Source organism: Sedimentibacter sp., from assembly GCF_038562225.1.
Classification (GTDB): Bacteria; Bacillota; Clostridia; order Tissierellales; family Sedimentibacteraceae; genus Sedimentibacter.
Window position 1 is genome coordinate 346,428 of the sequence record NZ_JBCFAS010000002.1, and the last position, 13,871, is coordinate 360,298.

The following is a 13,871-nucleotide window of genomic DNA, read 5'->3' on the forward strand; positions in this document are numbered from 1 at the left end:
TCTTAATTACTTTTTACGGGTTCTTCGTATGTTTCTCCGAATGTGTCCACTGTTACAGTTTTTAGCCTTACTTCCTGAACAGGTCTGTCCATTCGGTCTGTCTTTGTTGCTGCGATTTTGTTCACAACATCCATTCCTTCGATTACTTTTCCGAATGCGGCATACTGTCCGTCAAGATGCGGAGACTTCTTGTGCATGATGAAGAATTGAGATCCTGCAGAGTTTGGATTCATGGCCCTTGCCATGGACAAAACGCCAGCATCGTGTTTCAGATCGTTTTTAAAGCCGTTGCCGGTGAACTCACCCTTTATGGTGTATCCGGGTCCTCCCATTCCGTTTCCGTTGGGGCATCCTCCCTGTATCATAAAACCTTCGATCACTCTGTGAAATATCTTTCCATCATAAAAGTTCTTGTTTATAAGAGAAATAAAATTGTTAACAGTGACAGGAGCTGTTTCCGGGTAAAGCTCAGCCTTTATAACATCGCCGTTTTCAAATTCAAATGTAACTACTGGTAATTTCATAGTTCCTCCATGTGTTTTTTCTTATACTTTACACTACCGGCATAAAAAATTCAATAAAAAGGTAAAAGTTGACTTATATTTTTGAAATTATGGGTTGTAACAAGTATTTGCCTCCCGAATATATTGAAGTAAAGCAACAGTAAATTATGAGGAGGTTATAACAGCATGAAATGCTCAAACAAAGATAACAATAACGTTGCAGGCATTGGCGGTATTGCTGATAGATGCTGTACTGGTCAATCCGGCTGCGATTGGGACGGTACATTAAGAAATGTAGTTACAGAACCAATATATGTTCAAAAAGTTTACGATGCTGTGCTTTTTAATCTTCAGGGATTAAAAACAGCACCGGACACAGTATTCGAACCCAACCTGGGATGCGGAACCAATATCATAAGAGTAGCAGACATCAGATGCAGAAAATTCTTCAACCCTGACAACATCAATGATGACTGCAACTTGAAAATCAACCCTAACACAGTGCTGTCCGGCGGACAGTTTGTTAAGAAAGAAGACGGATGCGACTACAAGGTAGTAGGTCCGGACGGAACCTTAAGCGAAAAATTGATTTATACCGATACATCCTTCTGCGATGAAGAAGAGCTGGGAACACCTGTATTCGGAACCCAGAACATTGAAGTTTCAGGATGCGTTGAAGTTGAAATAGACCTGGTTGTTACACCTTGCAACTCAAACAATGAAAGCATAATCACACTTACAGCAGTTGTAGAAATAGCACCAAGGTGTAATCCGCTGATTTTGACCAACTTCTTCGAAATTTGTGTTCCATCGGTATTTGACACAGCATTTCTGCCAAGATTCACCGAATTCTGCAACCTGTCATGCATAGTAAGGCTTGCAACGAACAGCATACAAAGAGACTTCACGTTGGATCCCAGAACAGGTGAACTTTCAATCAACCTAATAATTTCTCTTTGCATTTCCTGCGAAAAGAAAGTGGTTGTTCCGGTTCAACTGTGTGTTCTTTCCACAGGCTTCGTGCAGCTGTCTCCTGAACAGGCTTCAATCTGCCCGACATTCCCGAGACTCTTCCCGAGACAAATTGACGAAAACTCTGTGGGCGGAGCCGGCGGAGGCGGAGGCTGCAGACCAAGATCAACTTCAATTGACGATTAACATAAAAAACCTGCAAACGCAGGTTTTTTTATGCATGGAAATCGGGGTTAGAGCATCTTTTTCTTTACTTTTTTCTTCTCTTTTTTCTTTTTTTCTTCTTTCAGGTTTTCCTTTTCCAGATCGCATATTCCCTTTTCGATGAGCCTCATTTCAACCGATTCTTCTACAATGGTCTTAATGAGCACAACCACAGGCACTCCGAGAACCATACCGGGAACACCGAACAGATTTCCTCCAACCGTAACAGATGTTATAATCCAGAAGGGGCTTACACCCACATTGTTTCCCACAATCCTGGGGTCCAGCAGGTTTGCATCAAGCTGCTGCACAACCAGTATTATCAAAAGTGCTGTTAAGGCCTTTGGAGGATCCACAAAAAATGAAACCAGTATTACCGGAACCGAACCGATGATGGGTCCGAAATACGGTATCACGTTAAAAAATCCTATTATTGTTCCCATGAGAGGTGCGTATGGAACCTTGAAAACATAAAACACTATGACGCATATGATTCCAACTATGGCCGAATCAAGAAGCTTGCCGTTTAAAAAGCTTTTGAATATGGCATTGGCGCGGCTGAAGGCATGCAGAGTCTTCTTTGCCTTCTTTTCGTCGAAGTATGCGCTTATGAACCTTCTCCCTCTGGCAAGGATGTCTTCCTTTTCAACCAGCATGTATATGTTTATGATGAAGCTTGTGGCAACCGTAAAAGTTTTTGAGCCTATGCCCGTCACCAGCCTCATGAGTATGTTTGACAGCTGCAGAAGCAGGGTGTTTATGATACCCGTTACTGATTCGCTTGCTTCAAGTATGTAATCCGCAGCATATGCCACGTAGGGATGGTCGATTTTACCCTTTATGTTCGTTACAATCTGCACCACGTCAACATTACCGCCCATGATGAAATTCATGATGTTGTTTATGTTTTCAACTATACGCGGAACAACCTCATAAACAACCGTGCCTATTATTCCTATCAATATTATGCATGCCAGAAAAATTCCCTGAGTTCTTCTGACCTTCAGTCTCCTCATGAAGAACGCTACAAGGGAATCAAGAAGGTATGCTATTATGAGGGCATAAATCACGGGCTTGAAAGCATCTATTATCCAGCCCAGGGATCCCGGATTAAAAACAATAAGTAAGACTATCATTGCCAGCAGCAACACAGGCAATGATATTTTTACAAGACTAAATTTATCTATTTTGCAGTCTCCTTTGCTACATTATTTTGGCCTGACCTCTGTATACCACTCCCTGCTTTCCGTTTACCGTCAGCAGTTCTCCGTCCTTTATTTCCTTCGTGCAGTTTTCTGCTCCCACAACCACTTCCTTGCCCAGGTTGAGACCTGCAATGAACGCATGAGATGTGAGTCCGCCTTCTTCAACTATTATTGCCGATGCCCTTGACATGTATTCAATTACATCCTTGTCTGTGGCTGTCATTACGATGATGTCGCCGTCTTCAAACCTGTCTCTAAGCTCTGCGGCATTTTTGGCAACCCTCGCCCTGGCTATGACAGTTTCTCTGCCTACGCCCACGCGCTTGTAAAGAAGCTCGCTGACTATGTGGACCTTCAGGAGATTTGTGCTTCCTGACACTCCCACGGGAACGCCTGCCGTTATTATGGTAAGGTCTCCGTTTTCGATGTATCCCAGTTCAAGAGCCTTGTCAACAGACTTGTCGATGATCTCATCCGTAGAATTCAGCTTGCTTATCTGGATTGGATAAACTCCCCAGTAAACTGACATCCTGCGCATTACCTGTTCGTCCTGGGTCGCTGCTATGATCGGCGCCTTGGGTCTGTACCTTGATACGGCCGCTGCAGTGTACCCGGAGGATGTGGCTGAAATTATGGCAGAAGCATGAAGATCAAGACATGTCCTGCATGTGGCGAAGCTTATGGAATCCGTAATGCTGCTTTGGAATGATATATTCTTATTTTTTAGTATTTCATCGTAATCCAGGGAATTTTCAATCATGAGCGCTATCCTGGCCATGGTCTGCACAGCTTCAGTAGGGTAGCTGCCTGATGCTGTTTCTCCGGACAGCATTATGGCATCAGAACCTTCGAATATGGCTGTAGCCACGTCTGATACCTCGGCCCTTGTGGGGCGGGGATTGCGCATCATGGAATCCAGCATCTGTGTTGCTGTGATTACAGGCTTTCCTGCATCGTTGCATTTCTTTATGAGCATTTTTTGTACCAGCGGAACTTCCTCTGCAGGTATCTCCACTCCCAGGTCTCCTCTTGCCACCATTATCCCGTCTGAAACAGCTATTATGTCGTCAATGTTTTCAACGCCCTGCCTGTTTTCAATCTTTGAAATGATCATGATGTGGTCGGCATTTTCCTCTTCCAGAATCCTTCTGATTGCTATGACATCATCTGCCTTTCTTATGAAAGATGCTGCTATGTAATCTATGTCGTTTTGTATGCCGAATTTTATGTCCGATATGTCTCTTTCGGTCATGGCCGGCAGATTTATCTGAACGCTTGGAACGTTGATTCCCTTCTTGTTTTTTACGGTTCCTCCATTCTGTACGATGCATTTCAAATCTGTTTCGTTCAATGTTTCAACCACCTCAAGGCTTATGAGTCCGTCGTCAATGAGCACCTTGTCACCGGGTTTCACATCCCTGGCAAAGTTTTCGTATGTAACGCTGGCAATATCTTTGTTTCCAGGTATATCCCTGGTTGTCAGCACAAATTCCTGGCCTTTGACCAGCTCTGCAGACCCGTTTTCAAAGTCCCTGGTTCTTATTTCTGGTCCCTTGGTGTCCAGCATTATTGCAGTGCATGTTCCAAGGTCACTGCGAACCTTCTTTATGACATCAATCTTTTCCTGATGCTCCTGGTGGGTACCATGGGAAAAGTTAAGCCTTGCCACATTCAAGCCATTAAGCACCAGTTCCCTGAAGGATTTTTCATCCTGCGAGGAAGGTCCGATAGTGCACACTATTTTCGTCTTTCTTAGTTTCTGCATTTCAATCACCTCATTTTTTATTGCATAAGTATCTATGTATTTTACCTGTTATATTGACAGAATTTTTGTAAGTTCATATGAAGACTCATCGAATTTCTTTTCCATTGCAAGAGCTTCTTCGATGTCCATGTGGAATATTTCATTTCCCCTGACGCCAAGGACCCTGTTGGAAATGGAACTTGTCAACAGCTCCACTGCCTTGGCTCCCATCTGGCTTCCCATGAGCCTGTCAAAGGCTGACGGAGTGCCTCCTCTTTGAGTGTAGCCAAGAACCGAGTATCTTGTTCCGACACCTGTCTTGCTTTCGATTTTCTCGCTAATTTCCTTTGCTTCACCTGCTCCTTCAGCAAGTATTATGATGCTGTGCCTCTTTCCCCTGGCTCTGCCCTGCATTATCTTGTCGCACACTTCATCTATATTATACTCAACTTCAGGAATTATAACCATCTCGGCTCCTCCTGCAAGGCCGGCATACAGTGCTATGTCACCGCAGTTTCTGCCCATGACCTGAATGACGTTTGTTCTGCCGTGGGATGAGGATGTATCCCTGATTTTTTCCACAGACTCCAGCACAGTTGTCAGGGCTGTGAAAAAACCCAGTGTGTACTGTGTGTATGCCAGGTCATTATCAATTGTTCCAGGTATTCCTATTACCGGCACCCCCGCCTTTCCGAGAGCCATGGCTCCCTTGTAGGTTCCGTCCCCTCCTATGGTTACTATTCCGTCCAGTCCCATGTACTTCACGTTCTTCAGAGCTCTCTCGAAGCCTTCAGGCTCAGTGAATTCCTTGCTTCTGGCGCTTCCCAGGACCGTTCCTCCCCTGTGTATTATATCTGCCACGGATGAAAGGCTCATTTCAACGCTGTCGCCTTCTACAAGTCCCTTGTATCCGTTTTTTATTCCAACCACATTTATGTTGTTGTAAATTCCGTATCGTACCACTGCCCTGATGGCAGCGTTCATTCCGGGGGCATCTCCCCCGCTGGTCAGCACTCCGATTTTCTTCATATACCCTCCGCGTATTTAATTAAGAATTAAGAGTTAAGAATTAAGAGTTATTACTTCATATGCAAAACTGACGAATCTGCAATGCATTTGATACTAAAAATACTCAGATGACAGAGTCGTAGTTGTCATTTCATTAAAAAGACTAATTCCTGCTCTTTTTATTGCCATTGGTTATTTCACTGCTATGTTGCTGTCGCCCAGCATCGTTTTAAGGCTTTGTATGAGTTTCTCATCGCTGGAGTTCACCCAGTTTTTCATGGGAAGAACCATGTTGGCCTTCTCCTGCTGACTGTATATTACCACACAGTCGCTGCCGCTGCATTTGCTCAGGTTAGAGAACAGTTCATTCTTAATTTTCATGTAGTGATTCTTGTCCGCCACCTTGATGTACAGCTTCTTCTGTTTTGGAGAAGCTGGTTTGTCTCTGCTTTTCTTCAGCTCCGTTATTTTGTTGCATATAATCTTGGGCGAATCGTCCTCAGCGGCGTTTATTATGCCTTCCACCAGGACAATGCTGTCTTCCTGCAATATGTCCCTGCTTTTTTCATAAACCTTCGGAAAGACTATTCCTTCCACGGTTCCGTAAAGGTCCTCCAGCGTTATGAACGCCATCATGCTGTTGTTCTTTGTTATTTTATTTTGTTTTTTGATTATTATTCCGCCTAAAACCACGCGGCTTCCGTCGCGAAGGCTGCTGTTGTTCTCTTCGCCTTCTCCTGCTTCCTGAAGCTCTGCTATTTCGCTGGAATTTGTTGTGGCAACACACTCCAGCTCCTCTTCGTACTCTGAAAGAGGATGACCGCTCAGATATACTCCCACCATTTCCTTTTCCATGGCCAGAAGCATCTTTTCATTGTATTCCGGCAAGTTTGGAAGTTCCTCCCTGAAGGAGAAATCATCGTCCTGGGATACCGGCTGATCAAACAGCGAAAACTGTCCTTCTATGTTTCTTTTCTTCTGGTTCACAACCGAATCTATGGTTTTTTCATAGACAGCCATGAGCTGCGACCTGTGAACATTCAGGAAGTCGAAAGCACCGCATTTTATAAGGGATTCAACCTGGCGCTTGTTGAGCACGCCTGCATCCACCTTCGTACAGAAATCAGTGAAGCTGGTGAATTTTCCCTTGGCTTCCCTGGCCTGAATTATGTCACCAATTACGTTTGTTCCTACGTTTTTTACTGCCGCAAGGCCAAAGCGTATCCTGCCGTTTTCCACGGTGAATTTGTCCCTGCTTTCGTTTACATCGGGAGGAAGTATTTCAATTCCCAGCCTCTTGCATTCCCTTATGTACAGAGAAACAGTGCCGGAACTCCCCATGATGCTTGATATGAGGGCTGCCATGAACTCCACCGGATAGTGAAGCTTAAGCCATGCAGTTTCGTAGGCCAATGCAGCATATGCCACCGAGTGTGCCTTCGGAAAGGCGTACTTGGCAAATTCAATCATGAGGTCGTATATATCGTTGGCCGCCTTTTCGTCAACGCCGTTATTAACGGCACCCAGAATTGACGGCTCGTTGTTTTCAGCTTTTTTACCGTAAATGAAGTTCTTTCTTTCTTCCAGCATGACGCTCATCTTTTTCTTTCCCATGGCGCGTCTCAAAAGGTCCGACCTGCCCATGGTAAATCCGCCTATGTCCCTCACTATCTGCATTACCTGTTCCTGGTATACCATGCAGCCGTAGGTTACGTTCAGTATGGGCTCAAGCTTGGGGTGAAGGTAAGATACGCTTTCGGGATTAAGCTTGTTTTTGATGTAAACCGGTATCTGCCCCATGGGGCCCGGTCTGTACAAAGCGTTTGCTGCTGACAGGTTCTCGAATTCGGTGGGCTTCAGTTCGCTTAGAAAAGCCCTCATGCCCGAACTTTCAAACTGGAATATTCCCAGCGTCTCCGCATTGGAAAACATCTTATAGACCTGGCTGTCGTCGTACCTGCAGTTGCCGAAATCAATCTTAACCTGATGGTTCTTTTCAATCAGATCAATGGCATCCCTGATAACAGTCAGCGTTCTTAATCCCAGAAAGTCCATCTTCAGAAGCCCCAGCTCCTCAAGCTCTATCATGTTGAACTGGGTCGTTATGACATCCTTGTTTCTTGAAAGGGGTACGTACTCCGTTACATCCTCCCTGGATATGAGGACGCCTGCCGCATGGGTGGAGGCGTGCCTCGGAAGCCCTTCAACCTTCAGTGCCAGATTGATGAGCTTGTTTACCTTGGCGTCACTGTCATACAAATCCTTGAGCTCCTTGTTGACCTCAAGAGCCTTAGATATGGTCATTCCAAGATCCATGGGTATTTTCTTCGCTATGAAGTCAACCTCTCCGTAGGAAAGGTTCAGCGCCCTTCCCACGTCCCTTATGGCTCCTCTTGCAGCCATGGTTCCGAACGTAATTATCTGAGCCACCCTCTTGCTTCCGTACTTACGTTTCACATATTCTATTACTTCCTCGCGCCTCTCATAACAGAAGTCCACGTCTATATCAGGCATGCTTACTCTATCCGGGTTCAGGAATCTTTCAAAGATGAGGCTGTATTTCATGGGGTCGATGTTTGTTATCTTCATGGAATACGCCACGAGACTTCCGGCAGCCGAGCCTCTTCCTGGGCCTACCATTATCTTGTTGTCCTTGGCATACTTGATGAAATCCCACACAATCAGGAAGTAATCCACGTATCCCATCTGCTCGATTACTCCTATTTCATAATCAAGCCTTTCCTGAAGTTCATGGGTTATGTTTTCATATCTTTCACTGAGTCCGTTCTGGCATATTTCCCTGAAGTATTCCTGCTTGGTGTAGCCCTGTGGAACCTTGAACTCTGGAAGGTGCACCGTTTCAAAATCAAGCTCCACACTACATCTTCGGGCTATGCTGTGGGTGTTTTCAAGGACATCCTCCGGAAAAATCTCCGCCATCTCATCGTAGGACTTAAGATAAAACTCATCCGATGGAAACTTCATGCGGTCCTCATCGGTTACGGTCTTCTGCATCTGAATGCACAGCAGCACATCATGAAAATAAGCGTCTTCCTTGTTTATATAGTGCACGTCGTTTGTGGCTACCAGCTTCAGATTTGTTTCGCTGCTGATTTTTCTGAGGCCCTGGTTTATATCATGCTGTTCCTTTATACCGTGGTCCTGCATTTCAAGGAAGAAGTTGTTTTCGCCGAATATTTCACTGTACATCAACGCTGTTCTTTTGGCTTCCTCATAGTTGTTTTCCAGAAGCCTTGACTGAACCTCTCCTGCAAGGCATGCGCTCAGGGCGATTATACCCTTGCTGTGGCGTCTCAGCGTGTCACGGTCGATTCTCGGCTTGTAGTAGTATCCGTCAACAAACCCTTCAGAGCAAAGCTTAATGATGTTCTTCCAGCCCTCCTGATTTTCCGCAAGCAGGACCAGGTGATACTGATTCTTGTCCTTCTGCGGGTCCTTGTCGGTCATGCTTCTTGGGGCAACATATGCTTCAAAGCCAAGAATAGGCTTTATGCCTGCCTTCTTAGCCTGCTTGAAAAACTCCACAACACCGTACATGGAGCCGTGGTCCGTTATTGCCAGGCTGTCCATGCCAAGTTCCTTTGCCTTATTCACAAGCTCCTCTACCCTGCAGGCTCCGTCAAGCAGACTGTATTCCGTATGCACGTGCAGGTGGGTAAAATTCTTTTCTGACATGTTTTCTCCTTAAAATAAACCGTAAATAAAAATTCCTGCAATGCCTGCAGCAATCATGACCTTAATGGGGTCAGTCTTGTACTTCCTAAGCACAAACACTCCCGCTGCAACCAATGCTGCGGAAATGTAATTGATGTCTGACAGCTTCATGGTTGTCAGCGTCACATCCTCATTTTTAAACACTGCCAGCAGCAGGATTGACAAACCTGCAGAAGCTATCAGTGACACCACGGCAGGTCTTAGACCCTTCAAAACTCCCTGTATGGTTGAAAGGTTCTTGTATTTGAAATAAAAATAAGCAAGGGTAAGGACGATTATGCACGAAGGAGTTACACAGCCTGCAGTTGCAACCACCGCTCCCGAAAGTCCGGCAACCTTTGTTCCCACAAAAGTGGACGCATTGAGAGCTATTGGTCCGGGCGTCATCTGCGAAATGGTCAGAAGATCGGCAAACTCTCCCAGTGTGAGCCATTTGTGAACCTCCAGAACCTGGTGTTCTATGAGCGGCAGAGCCGCATAGCCTCCTCCTATGCTGAACAGACCTATTTGGAAAAAGCTCCAGAAAATTTGAATGTAAATCATTGCTGTACACCGCCTTTCCCGAGCATCTGGTAGTAAAATGCGCCGAATGCGCCGCTCAGTATGATTATGAGGGCAGCGTTTATATCAAAGGCCACTGCAGCCACAAATGCGGCAATCATTATGAGAAGAGAAACAGTGCTCTTGCTTTTGATTATGTCCCTTACCATTTTAATGATCACATCAATGATTACGGCAGCAACCCCGGCTCTCATGCCAAGAAGAAGCGCGTTCACTATCCTGTTTTCCTTAAGAACGGCATAAAACTGAGCAACAACCGTAATAATTATGAGCGGCGGCAGGACTGTTCCCAGAATCGAAACCAAGGAACCCAGCACGCCAGCCAGCCTGTATCCTACCATAATGGACGTGTTCACGGCTATGGGCCCCGGTGCCGACTGCGATATGGCCACAAGGTTCAGCATCTCCTCTTCTTCAATCCAGTTCAGCTCCTCCACAAACTTCTTCCTCATCAAAGGAACAATTACGTATCCCCCGCCTATGGTAAAGGCACTCAGGGAAAATGTGGATGAAAACAACTTCCAGTAAAATTTAATGTCTTTTTTCATATCTGTCTTTCCATACCTTTATATTTTTTACATCAGCGGAGACAGCATCTTAAGCACTGTCCTGCCGATTCGCCTGATTTTTGAAATTTTTCTTACTTCCTCGTATGTGATCTTCTTGCTTAAGTCAAAAGCCCCCAGAGTACTTTCCTTGACCTCATATACGCTCTTGGTTTTGTACATCCACACGCCGCATTCGAAATGGAGATAAAGGCTTCTGTAGTCCAGATTGATTGTCCCTACAACCGCATATTCATCATCCACCACAAATGTCTTTCCATGATTGAAACCCGGAGTGTATTCATAGATTGAAACTCCCGCTTCAAGCAGTTCCTCGTAGTTTGACTGGGTCACTGCAAATGCGTACCATTTGTCCGGTATGTGCGGAGTCAGAATCCTCACGTCCACTCCCCTCTTGGCAGCCATGGACAATGATACCATCATCTTGTTGTCTGCTATGAGATATGGTGTCTCTATGTACACATATTTTTTAGCCTGGTTTATAAGGTTCATGTACACTGCCTCACTGACGTTTTCGTTATCCAGGGGGCTGTCATCAAAAGGCTGCACGTAGCCTTTGCATTCCACATCCCTGTCAAGAACCTCAGGTCTGAATTTGCTGTAGTCTTCGGTAGTCTTTGAAAGGAAATTCCACATGGACAAAAACATGACTGTAAGGCTCAAAACCGCCTCGCCTTTTAATTTAATGGCGCAGTCTCTCCAGTGACCGAATCGCTCCCTTTCGTTTATGTATTCATCTGCCAGATTGGCTCCTCCCGTAAAAGCGCACTTGCCGTCCACCACTGCAATTTTTCTGTGGTCACGGTTGTTCAGGCTGAACGTCAGCACCGGAAGAAATGGGTTGAACACGCAGCACTTTATCCCCATGGACTCCAATTCTTTGCTGTAGTCCGGCGGAAGGGTGAAAACACAGCCCACATCGTCGTAAATGACTCTTACATCCACGCCGTTTTTTGCCTTATGGGCAAGGATGTCCAGAATGGTGTTCCACATGATGCCTTCCTCGATAATGAAGAATTCCAAAAAAACATATTTTTCCGCCTTCTTCAGTTCTTCAACCAGGTTCTTGAAAAACAGTTCACCTGAAGGATAATACTCTGTGAACGAATCATTGTATACGGGGCAGAGCGAATAACTCTCTATGTACCTTGACTGGTTGTAAGCTTCCTTGTTTTCTTCCCTGAGGCATTTGATGGTCTCAGAATCCTGATGAAGAGACCTTCTCATCTGACTTGTTATTTCCTTCATATTGTTTTTCTTTCTCAGGGACATTCCTCTTCCTCCTACCATCAGGTAGAATATTCCTCCGAATATGGGAAAAAGCATTATGGGAATTATCCAGGCAATCTTGTATGCAGGGTCGCTTCTCCTGTTTAATATGTATATAACCACCAGCACGCTTATGAGCATGAATATGGCATCAAACAAAACAAAGTAACTGCTGAACTTCCATATTATAAGTATAAATGAGAGTATCTGAAGCAATATGGCCAGCGTTACAAGCGTAACCCTGTTGAACATCAACCTAATAACTCTTTGCATAGCAACACCTGCCTTACCTTAAATAATCATTTCAATTACAGCAAAACCCAGTAATTCAAGTAAATTGTATCAAATTATATACGGTTTGTAAATAAGAACACACCCATCAATGCAATCAAAGATTGATGATTTTCATGTGAGCCTTGTTTTCCTCTTACGGCAAGGATGTCCGACATGCACTCCTCGTTTATTTTATGCTAGGAAAGAGAACTTTCTAGCATAAAAAAAGGACCACGCTGAGTGATCCTTTCATTTTATTGATTAAGAAAGAACGTCCTGTAAAATCTGCTCTTTTTGCTTTTCTGCGTGAGTTTTTACAAACCAGGCATAACCTAAGCACAATACTGCAGCCAGTATGAATGATGCTGTGTAGCTTGTAGGTTCAAGTCCAAGTCTTTCATCAAGTTTCAATCCTATTGGAGCATGGAATATGAAGCTCAATGTCACGAAGAAGTAGAACATTCCAGGCAACAATGCAACCAGGAAGTTTTTACCGTTGATGTACAGGTAAACAGCTATTGTACCTAAAGCAAATGTAGCCACGAACTGGTTAGTGAATGAGAAGTATCTCCAAAGGATGTTGAATCCAGCCGGGTTTGATTTTGAGAAGTACAGAACTATTATAGCAGGTATGAACAAGCATGCTGTTGTTATAACTCTGTTTCTTGAAACCTTCTGGTCGATGTTGAATTGTTCAGCAACCATAAGTCTCAATGATCTGAATGCTGTGTCTCCTGATGTGATAGGAAGTACTATAACTCCTATAACAGCTACCATACCGCCTACGTTTCCAAGGAAACCTCTTGATACAATACCAACCATCAATGTAGTTGCAGTCTTAACGTCTGTTCCTCTTCCGAACATAACCATTGCACCAGCTGCCCAGCACATAGCTATGAAACCTTCAACAAGCATCATGTTAAAGAATGTAGATTTACCTTCTTTTTCTGATTTAACTGTTCTTGAAATCAAAGTAGCCTGTGTTGCGTGGAAACCTGACATTATACCGCATGCGACAGTGATGAAGAATGTAGGTATGAATGGAAGTCCACCAGTATGCTGAGCGAACGGATTAGAAGCAAATGAAAGGTTAGTGAGGCTTGCTCCGCCATCCATCATAACTCCCACGAATATTCCCACAGCTGAAAGGATAAGGAATCCTCCGAATATAGGATATACTCTTCCGATGATAGCATCGATTGGGAACAATGTTGCAATCAGGTAGTATACGAATATTGCTGCGTAAACTATCCAAACAGTTGGGTTAGTAACTGCTGCTTCCTGCTGCAATACCTGAGTTACGATTAAGTCTCCCGGTGTGTAAACGAAAACTACACCAACCAGGAACATCAGTATCCATAAGAAGAAGTTGTATGCTTTTATTACGTTGTTTCCTAAATATTTTTTGATTAATTTTGGCATCTGAGCTCCGCCGTTACGCATGGAGATCATGCCTGAGAAGTAGTCATGCATTGAACCAGCAAGAACACATCCTACCGGGATAGTTATAAATGCGATTGGTCCGAATAATATTCCCTGAATTGCACCGAAAATAGGTCCTGTTCCTGCGATGTTTAGTAATTCGATTAGTGCGTTTTTCCATTTGTTCATTACTACGAAGTCTACTCCGTCTGCCTTAGAAACTGCAGGTGTTGGTCTTTCGTCCGGTCCAAATACCTTTTCACAGTATTTTCCGTAGAAGAAGCCTCCAACAACAAGTATCAAAAGACCGATTAAAAATGTTGCCATATCAATTGTCCTCCCTTTGATATAAAAGAAATTTTGTCCTTTTCGCTTTCCTTAAAGCGTACGGCTTTCGCTAACCTAAAAG

General features: G+C 44.4%; 10 protein-coding genes. 1 reads left to right on the top strand and 9 read right to left on the bottom strand.

Features of this window, described 5'->3' with window-relative positions; genetic code table 11:
* Positions 1 to 2: 2 nt before the first annotated feature.
* Entirely contained in the window at positions 3 to 524 is a 522-nt protein-coding gene (locus AAGU76_RS08140; protein WP_342484978.1) for a peptidylprolyl isomerase, read from the bottom strand.
* Between the two features lie 165 nt (positions 525 to 689).
* On the opposite strand from AAGU76_RS08140, the gene AAGU76_RS08145 reads away from it, so the two are divergent.
* The gene (locus AAGU76_RS08145; protein ID WP_342484979.1) at positions 690 to 1,661 is read left to right on the top strand and encodes a hypothetical protein; all 972 of its coding nucleotides are present in this window, start codon (positions 690 to 692) and stop codon (positions 1,659 to 1,661) included.
* 47 nt (positions 1,662 to 1,708) lie between these two features.
* Here AAGU76_RS08145 and AAGU76_RS08150 read toward each other — a convergent pair whose 3' ends face one another.
* From AAGU76_RS08150 to AAGU76_RS08185, 8 genes are all read right to left on the bottom strand, one after another.
* Positions 1,709 to 2,830, bottom strand: coding sequence for an AI-2E family transporter (locus tag AAGU76_RS08150; protein WP_342485705.1), 1,122 nt, complete (start codon positions 2,828 to 2,830; stop codon positions 1,709 to 1,711).
* 52 nt (positions 2,831 to 2,882) lie between these two features.
* The gene (gene pyk / locus AAGU76_RS08155; protein WP_342484980.1) at positions 2,883 to 4,649 is read right to left on the bottom strand and encodes a pyruvate kinase; all 1,767 of its coding nucleotides are present in this window, start codon (positions 4,647 to 4,649) and stop codon (positions 2,883 to 2,885) included.
* A gap of 48 nt (positions 4,650 to 4,697) precedes the next feature.
* Complete coding sequence (gene pfkA / locus AAGU76_RS08160) at positions 4,698 to 5,657, bottom strand: 6-phosphofructokinase (protein WP_342484981.1); 960 nt, start codon at positions 5,655 to 5,657, stop codon at positions 4,698 to 4,700.
* Positions 5,658 to 5,828: 171 nt separating this feature from the next.
* Complete coding sequence (locus tag AAGU76_RS08165) at positions 5,829 to 9,332, bottom strand: DNA polymerase III subunit alpha (RefSeq protein WP_342484982.1); 3,504 nt, start codon at positions 9,330 to 9,332, stop codon at positions 5,829 to 5,831.
* Positions 9,333 to 9,341: 9 nt separating this feature from the next.
* Positions 9,342 to 9,914: a chromate transporter gene (locus tag AAGU76_RS08170; protein ID WP_342484983.1), complete on the bottom strand. Its 573-nt coding sequence runs from the start codon at positions 9,912 to 9,914 to the stop codon at positions 9,342 to 9,344.
* Positions 9,911 to 10,480 (bottom strand): chromate transporter, encoded by a 570-nt coding sequence (locus AAGU76_RS08175; RefSeq protein WP_342484984.1) that lies wholly within the window; start codon positions 10,478 to 10,480, stop codon positions 9,911 to 9,913. Before AAGU76_RS08175 ends, AAGU76_RS08170 begins: the two co-directional genes overlap by 4 nt.
* Before the next feature lie 27 nt (positions 10,481 to 10,507).
* Complete coding sequence (gene cls / locus AAGU76_RS08180; protein WP_342484985.1) at positions 10,508 to 12,040, bottom strand: cardiolipin synthase; 1,533 nt, start codon at positions 12,038 to 12,040, stop codon at positions 10,508 to 10,510.
* A 261-nt stretch (positions 12,041 to 12,301) separates the two neighbouring features.
* The gene (locus AAGU76_RS08185; protein ID WP_342484986.1) at positions 12,302 to 13,789 is read right to left on the bottom strand and encodes a carbon starvation CstA family protein; all 1,488 of its coding nucleotides are present in this window, start codon (positions 13,787 to 13,789) and stop codon (positions 12,302 to 12,304) included.
* Positions 13,790 to 13,871 lie beyond the last annotated feature (82 nt).